The organism is Bacillus sp. MM09(2025) (genome assembly GCF_050496725.1).
GTDB lineage: Bacteria > Bacillota > Bacilli > Bacillales > Bacillaceae > Bacillus > Bacillus pumilus.
Map to the genome: position 1 here is coordinate 1,095,951 of NZ_JBNWEN010000004.1, position 18,261 is coordinate 1,114,211.

The following is an 18,261-nucleotide window of genomic DNA, read 5'->3' on the forward strand; positions in this document are numbered from 1 at the left end:
CGAATGATTGGAAACGCTTATGCTCATCACTTCACAAAATATTCACTATTTGTTCATTGGTTCACAAATAATAGCCTGTTTGAAATGATTTACTCGGTGAAATTTTACTCTTGCTTTTCATTCGGTTAGTTATTTATACCTGTACTTTACACCCATACGCTTCAAAAATAAAGTAAATTTTACCTAAAAATTGGGTGGTATTGTGTCAGTTGTTTGAATACTTTGTCAAAAATATGTGACAGAAAGTAAAAAAATAGCGCTGCACGTGAGCTGCAGCGCTGTGTTTCTTTTTTAGGCTTTTTTCTGTAAAGCTGGTCTAGTGACTTGCACTTCATAGTACGTAATTTTATTTTTTAATAGGCCTTCAGGTTTCGCTTTTCCATGAGCATGCGCATCACCAAATGCCTGAGATTTTGTCCAATTCACAAAGTCTTCTTTTCGATTCCAGCGTGTATGAATGGTCACTTCATCGTAATCGGTTGTCTGCTGTGTGACCCATACTTCCATACCTAAAAATCCTTCCATGAATTCTACTTGTCCCTGCTTGTTAAAACGCTTGACGAGGTGGTCGGCACTGCCTTTTTCTACTCTTACCTGGTTGTTGACAATGATCATGTTTTGTTCATCTCCCTTTTGTTGTTGAATCGAAGCGATTGGAATAATCAGCGGCTGCTCACCGTCTAAGTGAACCTCAGCCTGAATCCCAAAGACCTCTTTGAAAAAGCTTTCTGTTAATACTTCTTTTGGTGTCCCTATTTGATAAACCTGACCACGCTTCATCGCAATAAGGCGGTCACAATATTTTGCTGCCTGCTGCAGGTCGTGAAGAACCATTAAAATGGTGATTCCATGCGTCTTATTCAGCTGTTTGAGCAACTCTAGTAAATCAAGCTGATGCGCAATATCTAAGTAAGTCGTCGGCTCATCCAGAATAATCGTCTCTGTCTTCTGAGCGAGTGCCATCGCAATATACGCTTTTTGCCTTTCTCCGCCAGACAATGTATGCAGCATTCTATTTTCATTGATACGGCTATTGGTCACATCAAGCGCCCACTCAATCGCTTCTCGATCTGTCTTCGAGCTTTTTTTCCAGATCGAACGATGCGGGCTGCGTCCAAGTGCGACCAGCTCCCGTACGGTCATAGATGGAATGGCTGTTCTCGTTTGCATGAGAACGGCGATTTCCTTTGCAATCTCCTGAGCTGTCATCTCTTTTTGCGGTATATCGTGAATGTATATCGTGCCGCTTTCGATTGACGTAAGACGTGCGGCTGCTTTGATAAAAGTCGACTTCCCTGATCCATTTGGTCCAATAATGCCTGTCACGCTTCCTTTAGGAACAGCTGCTGATATAGAGGACAACTGAAAGCCTCCTTGACTGAGACTCACGTCATCCATAGCGATCACATCCAACTTAACCCCTCCCTTTCTTTTTTAATAAATAGAGGAAGAAAGGTGCACCGATGCAGGCAAGCAGGATACCGACAGGCAGTTCAACTGGTGTAAACCATACCCTTGCCGCTGTATCTGCAAAAACCACAAGCACGCCTCCGCCCAGCATCGAGATCGGCAGCAGGTACCTATAGTCATCTCCAATTAAAAGACGGATAAAATGAGGAACGACCAGTCCGACAAAGCCAATTAAGCCGCTCACACTTACTGCTGCACCAGCTAAAAGTGCCGCCAGTGCAATCAAGAAAAACCGGGTGCGCTCTACTCTGAGACCGAGCAGCTGAGCCGATTCATCGCCAAGCAAAAGAAGATTTGCCGGCTTGATGGCAAAAAAACAAAGGCACAGCCCAGCGAGCGCATAAGGCGACACGAAGGTTAGATGATGCCAGCTCCGTCCATTTAATCCTCCTGATAAAAAGGGCAGGACTGCCTGCACACGCTCACTATAAAGCACCATAAACCCATTCATCACCGCCCCAAGCAGGGCATTGACTGCCACTCCCGCCAAAATCAGCTTCAGCGGTGAAACCCCTTGATCAAATGAGAGCATATACACCACAAGTGCCGCTAATAAAGCGCCAAGGAAAGCAGCGGCTGGCAGCAAATACGTGAATTGCGGAAACACAATCATGCTGAGCACAGCAGCCAATCCGCCGCCAGCCGTCACACCGATGATGCCAGGGTCAGCGAGTGGATTTCGGACGACTCCTTGTAAAATCGCCCCTGATGCCGCGAGACATGCCCCAACGATGAAACCGATGAGAACGCGCGGCAGGCGTAAATCCATCACAATTTTCTCATGGACAGGCTGACCTGATCCCGTCAAAGCAGCGAATAAATCTTGCAGTGATAAATGAACAGAACCTAATGCAAGCCCTAGGCATGCACCTACAACTAACGAGATGAATAGTCCGGGTATCAGCCATCTTCGCCTCGACTGTCTTTTTTGAAAATCTAATTCTGCATTCATTTTCATGATGATAATCGCTTCAATCTTTTCTCTAGCTCATCAATCGCTCTGATCACGTCTGTGCCTGGATTCGTTCCAAATAGATCACTAGGCAGAATCTCGACGTGTCCATGTTTGACGGCTGATACATCGTGCCATGCAGCATTCTGTTTCATTTCACTCATAAAGCCCGCTTTCACATCTTCAGGATTGCTATGGGTCATGAGCAGGATAAGATCAGGATCAGCTTCGATGACCTTTTCTGCATTGATTTGAGCGTATTGAGGGAATTTCTCGAGTGCTGGTTCATTCTCAGCAATGTTCGTCCCTCCAGCGATGTGTAGTAAATCTCCGCTTAAGGATTGAGGAAGAGCCGCCATATATGTGCCAGGTGCCCCGTACACAACGAGTGTCTTCACTTTTTTCTGAGGCTGTTTGACCTGCTTTTTCCGCTGATCGATTTGCTTGTTAAGCTCTTTTGCCTTTTGCTGCTTCCCTAGCAAATCTCCGAATAACGTAATTTGGCGCTGGATGTCCTTCACAGAATTGGCACTTGTCAAAAGAAGCTGTGAACCAATTCCTTCTATTGTAGAGATGTCCTTGCTGTTTAATTGTTCATTCCCAAGTACAACATCGGGCTTTAAGCTTGTGATGAGCTCTACATCAAATTGATGTGTTGTACCAATTGTTTGGACTGATGCAGCCTGTTGTAAGCTGTCTGGTAATTCGGCGGCCGGACGACCGACCACCTCACCGCCTAAGGCATATAGGATGCTCATGTCTCCAGTGGACAATGAGACAATGCGCTGAGGGGATTCTTCAAACGACAGCGTTCTGCCGGCAAAGTCCTTAATCTTCAGCGCACCTTGACCGCTCCCTTTCTCTACAGGTGCTGCCTGACTGCATCCGCCGAGGAGAAGCATCAAGACAAGTCCCATGAAGATCACATGTGAAAATTTCAACCGCCTGTCTCTCCTTTTCTAGTAAACTTTCTTTAGCTTTGCCTGTACCACGAGACGCCCGTTTTTCGGTGCCAGCACATGATCACAGGTCGATAGAGTGAGAATGAGGTCATCTGTGGACACGTCTGTCTTCGTTTGGTAGATTGATTTTTTTCGCACAGATTGCAAGTAGTGCGCATATTCGCCAAGATCTTGAAAATCGGTTTGTATATAATCAAAGTCCACCGTTGTTTCATACACGGCAAAAATCTCCGCCTCATAGCTTTGATACAGCGTATCGTACTGAAATGTCCGATGCTCATCGAAGAAATCCTCTTTTAAATAGTTTGTGAGTCCAGCGAACATGGACCCATCCCTCATTCGATGCCCGTACACCACAGTATTCGGGCTTTCATGCAAGACATCATTGCGATAATCCATAAAAATACTGCCTGCCCTAGTGTCGTTTTTTAAGTAATTACGGGTTAAGTAGAACGCATTGTCGCGAGATTGGACAATTGGGTACTGGATCATCGTGTCCTTCATATTGATCCAGCCGACAATGTCGTCGTTTACCTTCCGCAGTTCATCAAATGACGTACGAATGGTCCCCGGCTCCCGGTTTTCATTCATTCCTTGCTCATGTCCATACATCGTCTGAGCCTTTGCTAGCACCTGACGATTTTGATAATAGCCGAACAGTTCTAAGCCAATGGCCGAACCACTATAAATGAATACACCTAAACAGACGATTGTCAGCACACGCTGACAGACCCGTTTTCCTCTTTTCACACTGTCTCACCTGCTTTTTGCACAGCTTATATCCCAACAGGCACGATGTACATCCCTGTTTCTGCATCCTGTTTAATCGTGACAGACACATCATAAATGTGCCGCACATTCTCTTCTGTTAACACATCGCTTGGCTGTCCTTCACTCATAATCCGGCCATTCTTCATCGCAATGATGACATCACTGTAGCGGACAGCCTGGTTCATGTCGTGCAGTACCATAACAATTGTTAGTCCATGTACGACATTGAGTTCACGGATCAGCTCAAGAATGTCAAATTGATAGTAGATATCCAAATAGGTTGTCGGTTCATCTAAGAAAAGGATTGGTGTTTTTTGCGCAAGTGCCATCGCGATCCATACTCGCTGCCGCTCACCACCTGACAATGAGGCGAGCGGCACCTTTCGTTTTTCCGTTAGCTTTGTACTGGAAAGTGCCCACTCTATCGCTCTCTCATCCTCTTCCTTGTCTCCACCTCGCATCGTCTGGTACGGCGTTCTGCCGAATGCCACGACCCTCTCGATCGTTAAATCAAGTGGCGCTTCGTTTTGCTGATGGACGACCGCCAGCTTTTTTGCCAGCTCCTTTGGCTTAAACGCATTCAACGCTTGGCCGTCTAAATGAATCTGCCCTTTGTTTGGCGCATGGTTATGCGCCATTAATGAAAGCAGTGTGGATTTCCCTGAGCCATTCGGACCGATAATGGTTGTGATTTTTCCCTTTTCAATCTGTGTTGTGACCGATTGAAGGATGTCCTTCTGCTGGTCATATGAGAATGACACCTCACGAATGTCCATGGCGACGATCCCCCCTTCTTAGTAAAAAGATCAGAAATGGCCCGCCAATCACGGCCATGATCGTAGAAGCAGGAATTTCATTTGGCGCGACAAGCGTCCTGCCGAGCGTATCAGCCGTCAGAATCAGCAACGCCCCGCTTAACGCAGAAAATGGAATGAGTACCCGGTGATCCGACCCGACAAGTCTTCTTGAAATGTGCGGGATAAGCAAACCGACAAAGGCAATCACGCCCGCTACCGCTGCTGTCACCGCCGCAAGCAATACAGCTGTGATGGAAATCAAAAGGCGCATTCTGGTCACACGCAATCCTAAATTTTTCGCTGTCTTGTCCTGAAGAGCCAAGAGGTTACACCATCTGCTAAAGAAAAGGGCTACGACAAGGCCGACGACGCCATAGACTCCGATTAAACGGACATCCCCCCACGTTTTCATCGTGAGATTCGACTGTCCTGACTGATTGATCGTGATATTGAAATAACTGCAAATGGTCACAAATGCTTCAGCCATTCCAGTAAACATGGCATTGATGGCGATCCCAACCAAAATCATACGGATGGGGCTTAATCCACCCTTCCAAGACAGAACGTATACGAGGAAACACGCAATGGCTCCGCCTAACACCGAAAATAAAGGAGAGTAGAAATAAAATTGAGGAAGTGCTGTTATTGCCATTAAAGAAAAAAAGCTGGCTCCTGATGAAATTCCAATGACGCCGGCATCAGCTAATGGATTCCTCATGACCGACTGCAGCAGTACACCGGAGACAGATAAGGCGGCCCCTGTAAACATGGCAATGAGTATGCGAGGAATTCTGAGATCTTTAATGATTTCTACCTGTGCATGTTGACCGGTGATGAGCCCTTCCAATAATTCAATCGGGGTGACATGAATGCTCCCAGTAATGGCGGAATAAATAAACACGCACACCAGTAAGACACTGACTGTCAGAAATAAAATCCCTGTTTTTTTCATCTTAAACGTCCTTTTATCATTCAGATTCGTCACTTATAACGGATACAGCATACGCGTTAGTTCATCTAATGCTTCAGCTGCTTTTAAATTGCCCGTTGTCCCAAATAAGCTTTCTTCGAGGTCATACACTCGATCTTGCTTGACTGCATGAAAATGCTTCCAAATGTCATTTGTTTTAAATTCTTGATCAAACATGCGGACGACTTCATCTGGCATCCCATGTGCGGCCCGGAGGATGATATCTGGATTGGCTTTTTGTAAATACTCCGTATTGGAAGCCAAGTACTCCATTTTCTCACCTTTGACAATATTCTCCCCGCCTGCGATACGTACAAGATCACCAATATATGAATGCTCTGTCGCCACCAAATAACTGCCTGGTACACCAAGCAAAATCAGAACGGATGGCTTTCGTTTTCCCTTCGTCTTCTCTTGTATGTCTTTCTTTTTTTGCTCAAAATCAGACACAATGCGCTTGGCTTGTTTCTTTCTGTCATACTGATCTCCGAGCTTCGTGATCGCCTTCTCCATGTTAGCCATGCTCTCGAGATTTAAGTATGTGGTAGGGACACCTGCTTGCTGAAAGGGTGTCTCTAAATCATATTGAAGGGTTGTCACAGACAGGACATCTGTCGGTTGAAGTGATTGGATGATTTCCATGTCCGGGCTCATTGGATTGCCGACTTCCGGCAGTCCTTTATAACGAGCTGGCAAGGATTTTTGGCTTGTTGGCACCCCGACAAGATCGATCTCTAAGGCATCCATAATCTCCACAGCGGCTACAGTCGTTGCCACAATGCGTTCACTTGATTCTACGCTTTTTTTGCCTTTTGCTGAGCTTGCAGCTGACTGTGAGCAGCCCGATAAGATCACGCACACACTAAGGGCAGCGATCAAGGCACATAACATTCGATGCTTCAAAAACAAAAGCCTCCTTTCGAAAAAAGAGAGTGGATGCGTCGATGATCTCGGCGCATCTCACTTCAACTAAACCATCTATCTTGTTCTTGTTTGATACTTTCTGACGAGTACGAATAATGACCCGCCGAATAAAAGAATATACACCCAAAGAAGAGAGGTATCTCCTGTTTTTGGATTCAACTGTCCAGTCTCAGACTTGGTTTGGTCATCTGATGGAGTAAATGTTAGCTGCTCTGCGCCTGTTTCCTCTGGCGCTAAATTCTCAAGTTGATTTGGTTGATTTGATTGAGAATCGCGATCATTTGGATTTTTGACAAAGCCGATACTCTCATCGTCTCCGATGATCGATCGAATCCCGCTTCCTTCACCAAGAGCAATTCCTTTTGTGTCATAGATAAGTTTGACATCGTACTGCTCATGATAATTCGCAGCTGGAATATCAATTTTCACGCGTGCTGCCTGAGCCGTGCTTAAGCTTTTGGCTTCGTATTGAATCACTCGTGTATCTGATTTTTGATCTGTTTTTGCAACAAGCGTCTCTTCAAACTTTCCACCTGATCCTACTTGGAAGGACGTGATAGCTGAGCTATTCTTCACTGTATAAGAAACGAAATGGCGGCCATTTTTCACAACCAATGTCGCAGGGCTCACGACGTAATCGTTCATACGAGAAAGCTCATCCTTGTCTGCTTTCTTCATTGAGAAAGGAAGCTTGTATACACCATCTTTAAGCTGAGCCGTCTCTTGAGGAGCTCCGCCGTTATTTGTTTCTGGTGATGGTGTGTTTGGTTTTGGTGTTTCTGGTGCAGCAGGTGTTTCTTCCTCTACCTGTCCGCCTTTAAGTGGCGCGATACTCTTTGCATCGAATTGAAAACGAATATCGTAGGTTTGCTCATAGTGAGCGGCTGCTACTACAACGTGTACTTTTCCTTTGACCGCTTTTTTCAAATCAGCGACATCAAATGACACCACTCTTGTGTTCTTTGCTTTATCTGTGCTGACAGTCTTCACTTCTTGAAAAGAACCGTTTTTCTCTGTTTTCAAGGAAGCGACAGATGTATCGTCCTTCACCGTAAAGGAGATGGTTAGCTTCCCATTTTTGATGGTTAAGGATGCAGGATGTGAGAAGTATTGGTTCATCCGAGATGCCTCATCCCCATCTCCTTTGAGCACACTGTAATTGATGCGGTACTCGCCATCTTTCAGTTGATTTTGCGTAGAATCCACTGGCTTTGTGCCATTTTGATCATCCGGCTTTGTTTCGTTATCGTCTGGCTTTGTGCCATTTTGGTCATCCGGCTTTGTTTCGCTATCGTCTGGCTTTGTGCCATTTTGGTCATCCGGCTTTGTTTCGCTATCGTCTGGCTTTGTGCCATTTTGGTCATCTGGTTTTGTTTCGTTATCGTCTGGCTTTGTGCCATTTTGGTCATCTGGTTTTGTTTCGTTATCGTCTGGCTTTGTGCCATTTTGGTCATCTGGTTTTGTTTCGTTATCGTCTGGCTTTGCAGGTGTAACGAGCGTTAGGCTGCTTTGATCGAATGCAAGCTGTACGTCATATGCTTCGTCATAGATAAGGCCGCCTAAATCCCAGTAAATTTTCACCCAGCCGTTTAATTTGGCTGATAAGTCGGCAACATCAAACTTGATTACACGTGTATTGGCAGTTTCATCCTCACTGACGGTTTCAGTGGTGACAAGCGCGCCATTTTGTTCAACCTTGAAATCTGTAATCTCTTTGCTTTGCTTCAGTGTGACATAGGCAGTCGTCTTGCCATTTTCCACAATCAGCTTAGCTGGCTTTTCTGTATACGTATCCATCATGGACGCTTCTGTGCTGCCATTTTTTAAAATGGTGAATCCGACCGTGTATTCACCATCAACAAATGATGCAGCTTGAGCCGTTCCTTGAGGAATCTGAAATGCAGTCAATAAACTGAATAAAACGAGCAGAATGGCTGCCTTTAGATGAAAAAGACGTTTCAAATGGTGACACTTCCTTCCTTAATGCTTAATGATCCACTTTCTTGCTAAAAATCCGCCTGAGCATAGAGCAAGCACAAGGAGCCACCCTGTCTGGTTTGTATCACCAGTTTGAGGATTCTCTTCTTGTTTTGTCGTGGATGAATCAGATGTTTTCGTTGATTCTTTTGATGGCTGCTGCTTTTCTGCTTCACCTGCTGTTTTGTTTGTGCTGTTAGACGAAAGTGATTTCATGCTGCTCTCATCAAATTTCAGCTGAATGGTATAATCATGATCATAATCAGCAGATTTTACAGTGACATGAATTTTTGATTTGATTGGTTTAGACAAGCTCTGAGCTTTGAACTGAACAATCCTTGTGTTGGCTTTTTTATTGGTTGAGAGAACCGTTGTATCGACATAGCCGCCATTTCCGGGAACTTTAAATTCCGTCACCCAGCTGCTATTTTTAATGGTCATTTGTACTGTCAGCTTCCCATTTTTTGCAATCACTTTTGCTGGCTTCAGCCAGTAGTCATTTGCCATGGAGACCGCATTTCCTTCAGCCTTGAGCACAGTATAGTTGACGGAGTATGTACCATCCTTTAACGTGGCAGCCTGTGCGTTTGAAAAAGGCAGCATGAGTGCCAATAATAAAGCGGTCATGAAGACTGATAGCCTCATCATTTTTTTCATCAAGCGAATTTCCTCCCTTTTTATTGAACAGATGCTGCATCAAACTTGAGACGGATGTCGTAATTGCCTGTATATCCAATGACCGGTACAGTCACGCTCACTTTTGCTGGTACGACTTCCGTCAGGCTGTTCACGTTAAATTCTACTGTTCTCTTATTCGCAGCTGTGTTTGTACTGATCACTTTCGCATCTTTGTAGACACCTTGTTCAAGTGTTTTAAAGCTAGTGATCCAAGAGCTATTCGTTAACGTGACTTGTGCTTTGATTTTTCCATCCTTCACGACAAGCTTTGCTGGTTTTTCAAAATACGTATTCGCTGTTGAAGTCGAATCGCTATCTGCCTTCCATACCACATATTGTGCCGAATGTTGACCATCTGCTAAGCCTGCTGCTGAGGCTGAGCTAATCGGAGCTAGAGCAAATAATAGAACAAAACTAAAGAACAATAATGCGTGTGATGTTGAACGAATGGCTTTCATGTGAACCCCCCTAAATGATATTGATAATTATTCTCAACAGACAATAAAAAAAATAACCTTCATAAGCGCTTGAACACACTTATAGATGATTATGATAATCATTATCAATTGGGTTGAAAAAATAAATCTTTGCTTCCTAAAAGCCAAAGATTTCTGTTTCTAAATGATGATTTGACACGTGTTTTAGGCAATCTGTCCCATTCATGATTCCATGGCATGACCTCCATTCCATTACAGGGAAAAGAACCCTCTTCTTCTTGATCTTATATGATGGGTGAATTTATTGTCAACATCATTTTTCATACTATTGACTTAGATTTCTGGAAAATCGCACAAAAAAATTTCGATCAGACAGACTGATCGAAATCGATTAGGAAGGAACATGTTCCACTTTTTTGCTATTTTTACGTTCTAAAGACCAAGCATACATTTCACGAATAATCGGCTCTATTTTCTTCCCTTGCGCTGTTAATTCGTATTCAATCCGTACTGGAATGTCAGGGTATACGTTTTTCTCCACGAGTCCTTCAGCCTCTAAATCCTTCAGCCTTTCAGATAATAATCTGCCGCTGATGTTCATTTCATTTTCAAGCTGACAGAAACGCTTAGGGCCTGTCAGAAGCTGATTGATGATGAGAATGACCCACTTCTTGCCTAGAATCTCCATGGCATCTGTGATTGGACAGCCATCTACTTGAGCCATACCTTACTCCCTCCCGCTTTTCTCTCTTTTTTTCATTATAACATAATTAATTACTTGAAATAAGTCACTAACTATTATATAGTTCAGTTACTAAAAGTAACAAGGTATTCATTTTTATCAATTTTCAATAAACCATTGAACATGCAGATGCATATAACATGAAGGAGATGACCGAGCTTTGAATACAATAGAGCAGGTAAGATTAGGTGTAACAGAATTACATGTATCCAGCTTTGAGCGTTCTTTGCCTTTTTATACAGACATTTTAGGTTTTACTTTATTAGAACAGACGGAATCCACCGTCACTCTTGGAAGCAATGCAAAGGAACCAATCCTTTTGTTAAAAGAAGATGCACAGCTCAAGGAGAAGCCTGATCATGAGCCAGGACTTTATCATTTTGCTGTTTTATTACCTACCAGAAAAAACCTGGGCACATGGCTGGCACATGTGATCAAAAAAGGCTATCCTTTAATTGGAGCAAGCGATCACTTTTTCAGTGAAGCCATTTATTTAAGTGACCCTGACGGCATTGGCGTAGAAATATATGCTGATCGCCCTGAGGACGTTTGGGTAGGTGAGCATGGAGAACTGAAAGGTGGCGGAAATGCACCTCTTGATGGAGATGTTCTCCTGCAAGAAGCCGCTGATACGACGTGGGAAGGAATTCCAGCTGGGACAGTCATGGGACACTTACATTTCCATCTGAACCCAGAAGAAGCTGATTCCTTTTATGTCAATACGCTCGGTTTTCATATCCGAATGGCTCCCACAGCAAGCTTATTCATTGCAGGTGGCGTCTATCATCACCACCTTGCCTTTAATGCATGGGGACGCGGAAGAAAAGGAGCCATTGATCCACGTTTTTCAGGAATTAGAAGCTATACACTCGTATTCCCACAAGAAGCAGACAGACAGTCCGTCGTTGAGCGCCTAACAAAAGCAGGCACTCAAGTGAAAACAATAGGGGAAAGTAACGAATTTGTTGATCCATTTGGCGTTCTCGTTCGTTTACAGATTGAAGAAACAGACAAAAAAGAAGGTGCAGAATATGGACAAACACACAGATCTTAAAACAGCCATTTTAAAAGATAAAATCAAACGAGTACAGCAAGAAGACGGGTATATATACATCACTGGACCCATTAAATTGCCAGTGAATTTAGACGGCAGAACGGTGATGTTCAACTGGTATTCATGGTTAAAAGACGACGGATTAGAGCCATTGTCAGATGAAGCTTTAATCGAAAGCCTCTCGTCCCGCCAGCTTGCCGATCATCAGCAGTCAAGCGTGCTAGTGTATGGAGATTTCGAACACGCTGACGAAGCTCTCATCCGCATGCATTCTATTTGCCATACTGGTGATATTTTTGGAAGCAAGCGCTGCGACTGCGGATTCCAATTGAAGCAGTCCATGCGAATGATTGAGGACAATGGTGCAGGTGCCCTGTTCTATTTAGCCAACCATGAAGGCCGCGGTATTGGACTTTTCACGAAAGCCATGGCTTATATCCTTCAAGAAAATGGCTACGATACAGTAGAAGCGAACGAAGCACTCGGCTTTGAAGATGACACGCGTCAATATGAAGAAGCCATCGCGGTTCTTCAAACACTTCGTACAAAGCCAGTCAGACTCATTACCAATAATCCGAAAAAGACAGATGCCATCAGCCATGCAGGTTTATCTCTTTCTGGACGTATTCCGCTTTGGGGTGATGTCTCGGAGTTTAATGAAAAATACTTGCAGACAAAAATTAACCGCTCAGGTCACATGAAGGCGGATCAAGAGGTGCGTACGATTGCCACATCATGAACGATATATGAATCTAGCACTTGAAAATGCACGGGCAATGAAAGGTCAGACATCTCCAAACCCGCTCGTCGGGGCTGTGATTGTGCGTGAGAATGAGATTGTTGGTGTCGGTGCTCACATGAAAGCCGGTGAACCACATGCTGAAATTCATGCACTTAAAATGGCCGGAGACAAGGCAAAAGGAGCCACCATTTATGTGACCCTTGAGCCTTGTTCTCACCATGGTCGTACAGGTCCTTGTGCGGAGGCACTTGTGAAAGCAGGCGTCGAAACGGTTGTCGTGGCGGCTCTTGACCCGAACCCGCTTGTCGCTGGCCGCGGAATCGCCATTTTACAAGATGCTGGCATCCAAGTGATTACAGGCGTACTTGAACAGGAATCCATTCTCATGAATGAAGTGTTTAATCATTTTATTACGAAGAAAACACCTTTCGTGACACTCAAGGCAGGTATTACCTTAGACGGAAAAATTGCGTCTGCTACGTCTGACAGCAAATGGATTACATCTGAGACATCGCGTTATGATGCTCATCATATCCGCAGTATCAATGATGCGATTTTGGTCGGTGCTCAAACGGTTATTCATGACGACCCTTCACTAACTGCACGGATTCCAAATGGGAATCATCCGATTCGAGTTGTATTAGACTCTAAGCTGTCAACACCACTGACAGCAAAGATCGTCACTGATCAGATGGCACCAACATGGATCTTTACAACAAAGCAAGCCGATGAGGAAAAAAGAGACACTTTAGAAGCAGCCGGCGTCAGCGTCTTTGTAACAGACAGCGAGACGCGGGTGCCCCTGCAAGAAGTGCTTCAAACGCTGGGAGAAAGAAATATCTCCTCGCTCATGATTGAAGGCGGCGGTCAGATCAATGCTTCATTTTTAGAACAGCAGCTTGTAGATAAATTGGTCATTTATATGGCACCCAAACTCATTGGCGGAAGACTTTCTCCTTCCTTTTTCGGAGGCGAAGGCATACGCCTCATGAGTGATGCCATTGAACTCGATCAGCTCTCAGTAGAAACACTAGGGAAAGATATTAAAATAACGGGATATCCCGTATATCAATAAACAAAAAAGCTTGTAGACCCCATCTACAGGCTTTTTTAAAATGACAGTTTGAGGTGGATGTGATGTCGATAAAAGGAATGAATCATTTGTTATTTTCTGTTTCTGATTTAGAAACCTCTATTGATTTTTACACAAAAGTATTTGACGCCACTTTATTAGTAAAAGGGAAAAAAACAGCTTACTTTGATTTAAATGGGCTATGGCTTGCACTGAATGTGGAAAAGGACATTCCTCGTCAAGACATCCAGCACTCTTACACACACATCGCTTTTTCAATCGATGAAAAGGATATAGATCACATGTACAACAAGCTAAAACATTTGAATGTCAACATCTTACCAGGTCGCCCAAGAGATGAAAAAGATCATCAGTCGATCTACTTTACGGACCCTGACGGACATAAATTTGAGTTTCATACAGGTACCATGAAAGATCGAATCGATTATTACAAACAAGAAAAAGCACATATGGAATTTTTTGATGAATGATAAAAAAACAGAACTTCCATTTACATGAATGTTCTGTTTCGCTTTTGAACCGCCAATGTCGATTCACCCATCATCACCGTGAAACTTGTCGTAAATTGTTTCATGTGAAACATTTATCGTTAATTCCCTTCTACCAGCCTGCCAAAGCTTTCTGGTGAAAGTCCCGGTGAAATGCGGACGCGGTGCAAGGACATCATGCCTTGTTCCTTTTTCGCATGTCCTGGTTCAGTGGTGACAGCCATTTGATAACCGGCTTCTTTCGCCAGCTTTAGCGTGTCTTCGTTATAGCGCCCGACAGGATAGCTGACCATTCGCGTACGCTGAGAAAAACGTTGATCAAAGAATGCCTTTGATCCTTTTAATTCCTCTTTCTGCTGCTCCTTTGATAAACGATTGAGCTCTAAATGATGTATTGTATGACTCTCGATCGACAGCCCATTTGCTATCATTTCATCCATCTGTTCATCCGTTAAGTGGTTCGGACGGCCAATAGATTGCTCAATCATGAAAATCGTTGCCTTCATTCCATACTGCTTTAAAATCGGAAATGCCTTTGTATAGTTATCGGTATATCCATCATCGAATGTAATGAGGACACACTTCTCACTTGGCTTCGTATTTGTTGTGAAGACGCGGTACGCTTCTTCTGGCGACAGCGTGACATAGTCGTTGTCCTTCAGCCATTTCATATGAGCCGCAAACTCGCGCTTTGGTACACGCAGCGAGTTACCACTGGAGATGCTGTGATACATCAAAATCGGAAGCTCTACCGGCTCCTCTTGCTCAATCCAGCTCTGTGTATCAATCTCTATCGCTTCTGCCTGCTGAATCTCTTCTGTTTCTTTTAATTGTAATGGACCCTTTTCCTCTTTGACCACCTGCTGGTTTCCTTCCGTTTGCTCCTTCGTTCCCATACAGCCCGAAATGAGCAGCGCCAAAAGACCAACCGTCATCAACATACATGTTTTTTTCATTCTCCAATCCTGCTTTCTCTCTATCTATCGAATGATTATAACAGAAATTGGTTACTAGCTGATATCTATTTTGACAGAGTGTTCATTTTTTTACACATTTCAATCATTTCGATGGCAAGCAGATGAATGGTCTCTGTTGTGAGCATTTGATCTTCTGCATGTATTAGCAGCAAAGAAAAGGGAAGCTGCTCACCTGCCGCCTCTTTTTGGATCAGCGACAAGTGAAGGTTGTGGATGCTTCGAAACGCTTCCTCCCCTTTTTCAATCAACTGCTGTGCTTTTTCAAAATCATCAGCTCTTGCTAGACGAATGGCTTCGACATAATGGCTTCTTGCCTCGCCCGCATGAGCAATGATTTGAAAGGCTGCTCCCTGCATTTCCTCTAATACCGTCATCTGCTTCTCCTCCAATTACTTAAGATTCATTTGCTAGTTTCAGAGCATGCTCTAGTATTTTTTCTCCGTTCGCTGTTCCGTATAATCTCACATTGATGACATCGACAGGTACTTGGTAAGGTGCCGCTGTTTTTTCTGCTGCCTTTTTCATAAAGCTTACTTGCGGTCCAAGTAAAATCACCTGCACATCTTCTCCGTGCTCTTCTAATTCATCCGCAATAGCCCCTTCAGGTATAGCGTATATATCATATTCCAGCCCCTTAGCTTCTGCGGCTGCCTTCATTTTGGACACTACAATGGACGTCGACATTCCTGCTGCACAAGCGAGAATGATTCGTTTCATATCCCAACACTCCTATCGATAGTTGACTTCTGTTTCGACCTTCAGTTCCCTTGTTTTAATTAATGTCTGGTACCAATATGCTGATGCTTTCAACTGGCGATTCCGTTCATTTTCCAGCTGGATTTCGACTAATCCGTAGCGGTTTTTAAAGGCATTCATCGGCGATACATTATCCGTAAAAGCCCAAAGCATATAGCCCGTGCAATTTGAGCCTGCTGCTTTTGCTTGAAGCGCTCGCTTTAAATGCTGGCTGATAAAGGAAATGCGATACTGATCATCAATGATACCGTCTTCTCTTTTAAAACGTTCTTCCTTTTCCACACCCATGCCGTTTTCGGCCACAAACCACTCAATATTTCCGTATTCTTCTTTTATTCTCATGCCCATATCATAGACAATGTCCGGGTAGATTTCCCAGCCTCTGAATGGATTCATTTTTCTTCCTGGAAGCTCAAACATATCGTAATAATAAGACGGATGAAATGGCGTCATCTCATTCCACGCCTTACTCGGTGCTTTGACCCGATGCGGATAGTATAAGTTGAGCCCGACGACATCGACCGTATGATTCTTGATGACCTGAAGCTCTTCCTCTGTCGCATCAAAAAGAATCTCATGCTTTTTCAACACATCGAGCAATTCCTCTGGATACTCCCCTTTGATGGAGGGATCTAAGAACACTCGATTGAAAAACAAATCATACATCCGTGCCGCTTCTTGATCATGCGGAGCAGAGGATCTTGCATACGTCACTTCTGGATTGAGAATCACCCCAATTTTTGCACCTGTTGATTCCTTCAATCCCATCTCCCGAAACAGCTTCACCACTTTTGCTGTTGCCAGTGCTTTATGATAGTTCCACTGCATCCATTTCTTCGTATTTTGCTCAAAGGGATAACGGATAGCATCTAGGAACACGCGTGTTTGGACAACAATCGGTTCATTAAAGCTAAACCAATGCTTGACCCTGTCTCCATATCGCTTAAACACCTTTTCCGCATAGAGAACAAACAGCTCGACGACATGCTTTGATGACCATCCGTCGTACTTTTCAAGCAGCACGGCTGGAAGCTCATAATGCTCTAAGCAAAACATCGGCTCTACACCTGCTGCGATTAATTCATTGATCAAATCATCAATGTAACGAGCATAGTCCTCATCCACAATCCCCTTCTCGTAATCGATAAAAAATCTCGACCAATTGATCGATGTCCTATAATGAGTCAGGCCGATTTCTTTCATGATGGCTACATCTTCTGGATAGCGCTCGTAAAAGTTCGTCGCACCAGCCGGTCCATATCCTTCGTGCCATACGTGATACCCATTCTTATACCATAAATCGATATACGAATCCTGATGCGCCTCCTTCCCCTTCCATCCCTCCGTTTGCCAAGCAGAGGCCGCAGCACCTAGGATAAAATCTCTTGGAATCTCGATTCTGTTCATGTCGCCACCTTTCCTTTCCTCGTTTGAACGTGAAGTCCTTCCCAAATTCCTTGCAAATACATAGCCCCAAGCGCCCGATCATATAAACCGTAGCCAGGCCTGCCTGTCTCGCCAAAGATCATACGCCCATGATCCGGACGGACGTAGCCAGCAAATCCCTCTTCATACAAAGCCTTCACAATTGTCCCCATATCGAGACTTCCTGCTGATGAAAGGTGCGCTGACTCTTCAAAATCACCGCTTTCATGCACGAGAACATTGCGCAAATGAGCAAAGTGGATGCGTCCTTTTTTCGCATATTTACGTGCAAGTGACGGTACATCGTTCTGCGCATGACAGCCGAGTGATCCCGAGCAAAACGTAAAACCGTGCTGGGAGCGTCCATCGATCTGAAGAATACGATCCAACTGCTTTTCATTACTGACAATACGAGGCAGTCCGAAAATATCCCAAGGAGGGTCATCTGGATGGAGTGCCATGTTGACCTTTTCTTCAGCTGCTACCGGAATGATATGTTGCAGGAAATAAGACAGATTCTCGAATAGCCTTTCTGCCCCTAATTCCCTGTAATCAGCCATCAATTGTTTCATTTCCACCTGTGTATAAGAGGTATCCCATCCTGGCAGTGAAAATGGGTCTTTCTCTATGTCCATATGTTCTAGTTGATGCTGAAAATAGGCTAGGGTCGTCGATTGATCAGCCAATGAAAGGTCGAGCTGCGTTCGTGTCCAATCGAGGACAGGCATGAAGTTATAACAAATGACCTTCACACCGTGCTTCGCTAATCGTCGAATGTTTTCTTGATAATGCTTGATATAAACGTCCCTCTTTGGTTTACCGAGTTTGATGTCTTCATGGACCGGAAGACTTTCGACAACCTCGAAGGAGAGATCATGTTTCTCAATCTGTTCTTTTACATGAGCAATCCTTTCCTCAGGCCACAGGTCACCAGCTGGCACATCATAGACGGCACTCACAATGCCTTTCATGCCTGGGATTTGACGTATATGCGCGAGTGATACGGGATCACCCTCTCCGTACCACCTGAATTGCATGTTCATTCA

The 18,261-nt window shown here is 44.2% G+C and carries 20 protein-coding genes; 4 read left to right on the forward strand and 16 right to left on the reverse strand.

Annotated features, from left to right (window positions below; all coding sequences use genetic code 11):
• Window positions 1-291: 291 nt before the first annotated feature.
• From isdG to ACQYAC_RS12035, 11 genes are all read right to left on the reverse strand, one after another.
• Entirely contained in the window at window positions 292-1,413 is a 1,122-nt protein-coding gene (isdG, locus tag ACQYAC_RS11985) for a heme oxygenase (protein WP_429943360.1), read from the reverse strand.
• Between the two features lies 1 nt (window position 1,414).
• Complete coding sequence (locus tag ACQYAC_RS11990) at window positions 1,415-2,428, reverse strand: FecCD family ABC transporter permease (RefSeq protein WP_429943361.1); 1,014 nt, start codon at window positions 2,426-2,428, stop codon at window positions 1,415-1,417.
• On the reverse strand, window positions 2,425-3,363 hold the full coding sequence (locus ACQYAC_RS11995) for an ABC transporter substrate-binding protein (RefSeq protein ID WP_429943362.1): 939 nt from the start codon (window positions 3,361-3,363) through the stop codon (window positions 2,425-2,427). Before ACQYAC_RS11995 ends, ACQYAC_RS11990 begins: the two co-directional genes overlap by 4 nt.
• Window positions 3,364-3,381: 18 nt before the next feature.
• Window positions 3,382-4,134 (reverse strand): class B sortase, encoded by a 753-nt coding sequence (gene srtB / locus ACQYAC_RS12000; RefSeq protein ID WP_268497375.1) that lies wholly within the window; start codon window positions 4,132-4,134, stop codon window positions 3,382-3,384.
• Window positions 4,135-4,160: 26 nt separating this feature from the next.
• Window positions 4,161-4,931: an ABC transporter ATP-binding protein gene (locus ACQYAC_RS12005; protein ID WP_061410003.1), complete on the reverse strand. Its 771-nt coding sequence runs from the start codon at window positions 4,929-4,931 to the stop codon at window positions 4,161-4,163.
• Window positions 4,918-5,904, reverse strand: a complete 987-nt coding sequence (locus ACQYAC_RS12010) for a FecCD family ABC transporter permease (protein ID WP_429943363.1) — start codon at window positions 5,902-5,904, stop codon at window positions 4,918-4,920. Before ACQYAC_RS12010 ends, ACQYAC_RS12005 begins: the two co-directional genes overlap by 14 nt.
• A 33-nt stretch (window positions 5,905-5,937) precedes the next feature.
• On the reverse strand, window positions 5,938-6,825 hold the full coding sequence (gene isdE, locus ACQYAC_RS12015) for a heme ABC transporter substrate-binding protein IsdE (protein ID WP_429943364.1): 888 nt from the start codon (window positions 6,823-6,825) through the stop codon (window positions 5,938-5,940).
• A 75-nt stretch (window positions 6,826-6,900) separates the two neighbouring features.
• Window positions 6,901-8,808 carry an NEAT domain-containing protein gene (locus tag ACQYAC_RS12020; protein ID WP_429943365.1) on the reverse strand — a complete coding sequence of 636 codons (1,908 nt, stop codon included), beginning with the start codon at window positions 8,806-8,808 and terminating at the stop codon, window positions 6,901-6,903.
• A gap of 18 nt (window positions 8,809-8,826) precedes the next feature.
• Window positions 8,827-9,480, reverse strand: a complete 654-nt coding sequence (gene isdC, locus ACQYAC_RS12025) for a heme uptake protein IsdC (RefSeq protein WP_339164465.1) — start codon at window positions 9,478-9,480, stop codon at window positions 8,827-8,829.
• 20 nt (window positions 9,481-9,500) lie between these two features.
• The gene (locus ACQYAC_RS12030) at window positions 9,501-9,959 is read right to left on the reverse strand and encodes an NEAT domain-containing protein (protein WP_058013342.1); all 459 of its coding nucleotides are present in this window, start codon (window positions 9,957-9,959) and stop codon (window positions 9,501-9,503) included.
• A gap of 370 nt (window positions 9,960-10,329) precedes the next feature.
• A complete protein-coding gene (locus ACQYAC_RS12035; protein WP_058013341.1) occupies window positions 10,330-10,662 on the reverse strand; it encodes a winged helix-turn-helix transcriptional regulator in 333 nt (110 codons plus the stop codon).
• Window positions 10,663-10,840: 178 nt separating this feature from the next.
• Between ACQYAC_RS12035 and ACQYAC_RS12040 the strand changes: the two genes are divergently transcribed.
• From ACQYAC_RS12040 to fosM, 4 genes are all read left to right on the forward strand, one after another.
• Window positions 10,841-11,734, forward strand: a complete 894-nt coding sequence (locus ACQYAC_RS12040) for a VOC family protein (protein ID WP_429943366.1) — start codon at window positions 10,841-10,843, stop codon at window positions 11,732-11,734.
• Window positions 11,712-12,473 (forward strand): GTP cyclohydrolase II, encoded by a 762-nt coding sequence (locus ACQYAC_RS12045; protein WP_012011730.1) that lies wholly within the window; start codon window positions 11,712-11,714, stop codon window positions 12,471-12,473. Before ACQYAC_RS12040 ends, ACQYAC_RS12045 begins: the two co-directional genes overlap by 23 nt.
• Window positions 12,460-13,551, forward strand: coding sequence for a bifunctional diaminohydroxyphosphoribosylaminopyrimidine deaminase/5-amino-6-(5-phosphoribosylamino)uracil reductase RibD (gene ribD / locus ACQYAC_RS12050; protein ID WP_429943367.1), 1,092 nt, complete (start codon window positions 12,460-12,462; stop codon window positions 13,549-13,551). The genes ACQYAC_RS12045 and ribD overlap by 14 nt, the downstream gene beginning before the upstream one ends.
• Window positions 13,552-13,613: 62 nt before the next feature.
• The gene (fosM, locus tag ACQYAC_RS12055; protein WP_339164469.1) at window positions 13,614-14,039 is read left to right on the forward strand and encodes a FosM family fosfomycin resistance protein; all 426 of its coding nucleotides are present in this window, start codon (window positions 13,614-13,616) and stop codon (window positions 14,037-14,039) included.
• Window positions 14,040-14,158: 119 nt separating this feature from the next.
• Here fosM and ACQYAC_RS12060 read toward each other — a convergent pair whose 3' ends face one another.
• The 5 genes from ACQYAC_RS12060 to ACQYAC_RS12080 all read right to left on the reverse strand — a co-directional run bounded on the left by ACQYAC_RS12060 (window position 14,159) and on the right by ACQYAC_RS12080 (window position 18,258).
• Window positions 14,159-15,013: a polysaccharide deacetylase family protein gene (locus ACQYAC_RS12060; protein ID WP_268497367.1), complete on the reverse strand. Its 855-nt coding sequence runs from the start codon at window positions 15,011-15,013 to the stop codon at window positions 14,159-14,161.
• Window positions 15,014-15,078: 65 nt separating this feature from the next.
• Window positions 15,079-15,408 carry a PTS lactose/cellobiose transporter subunit IIA gene (locus ACQYAC_RS12065; protein WP_024423898.1) on the reverse strand — a complete coding sequence of 110 codons (330 nt, stop codon included), beginning with the start codon at window positions 15,406-15,408 and terminating at the stop codon, window positions 15,079-15,081.
• Between the two features lie 19 nt (window positions 15,409-15,427).
• Entirely contained in the window at window positions 15,428-15,751 is a 324-nt protein-coding gene (locus tag ACQYAC_RS12070) for a PTS sugar transporter subunit IIB (protein ID WP_058013336.1), read from the reverse strand.
• A gap of 12 nt (window positions 15,752-15,763) precedes the next feature.
• Complete coding sequence (locus ACQYAC_RS12075) at window positions 15,764-17,197, reverse strand: glycoside hydrolase family 1 protein (RefSeq protein WP_429943368.1); 1,434 nt, start codon at window positions 17,195-17,197, stop codon at window positions 15,764-15,766.
• A complete protein-coding gene (locus tag ACQYAC_RS12080; RefSeq protein ID WP_429943369.1) occupies window positions 17,194-18,258 on the reverse strand; it encodes a mannonate dehydratase in 1,065 nt (354 codons plus the stop codon). Before ACQYAC_RS12080 ends, ACQYAC_RS12075 begins: the two co-directional genes overlap by 4 nt.
• Window positions 18,259-18,261: the final 3 nt, after the last annotated feature.

Coding starts and splice junctions, on each gene's coding strand:
- ACQYAC_RS12060 (WP_268497367.1), bottom strand. CDS start 15,013: ATGAAAAAAACATGTATGTTGATGACGGTTGGTCTTTTGGCGCTGCTC.
- isdC (WP_339164465.1), bottom strand. CDS start 9,480: ATGAAAAAAATGATGAGGCTATCAGTCTTCATGACCGCTTTATTATTG.
- ACQYAC_RS12010 (WP_429943363.1), bottom strand. CDS start 5,904: ATGAAAAAAACAGGGATTTTATTTCTGACAGTCAGTGTCTTACTGGTG.
- ACQYAC_RS12030 (WP_058013342.1), bottom strand. CDS start 9,959: ATGAAAGCCATTCGTTCAACATCACACGCATTATTGTTCTTTAGTTTT.
- ACQYAC_RS12080 (WP_429943369.1), bottom strand. CDS start 18,258: ATGAACATGCAATTCAGGTGGTACGGAGAGGGTGATCCCGTATCACTC.
- fosM (WP_339164469.1), top strand. CDS start 13,614: ATGTCGATAAAAGGAATGAATCATTTGTTATTTTCTGTTTCTGATTTA.
- ACQYAC_RS12005 (WP_061410003.1), bottom strand. CDS start 4,931: ATGGACATTCGTGAGGTGTCATTCTCATATGACCAGCAGAAGGACATC.
- ACQYAC_RS12075 (WP_429943368.1), bottom strand. CDS start 17,197: ATGAACAGAATCGAGATTCCAAGAGATTTTATCCTAGGTGCTGCGGCC.
- ACQYAC_RS12065 (WP_024423898.1), bottom strand. CDS start 15,408: ATGACGGTATTAGAGGAAATGCAGGGAGCAGCCTTTCAAATCATTGCT.
- ACQYAC_RS12045 (WP_012011730.1), top strand. CDS start 11,712: ATGGACAAACACACAGATCTTAAAACAGCCATTTTAAAAGATAAAATC.
- ACQYAC_RS11990 (WP_429943361.1), bottom strand. CDS start 2,428: ATGAAAATGAATGCAGAATTAGATTTTCAAAAAAGACAGTCGAGGCGA.
- ACQYAC_RS12035 (WP_058013341.1), bottom strand. CDS start 10,662: ATGGCTCAAGTAGATGGCTGTCCAATCACAGATGCCATGGAGATTCTA.
- ACQYAC_RS12070 (WP_058013336.1), bottom strand. CDS start 15,751: ATGAAACGAATCATTCTCGCTTGTGCAGCAGGAATGTCGACGTCCATT.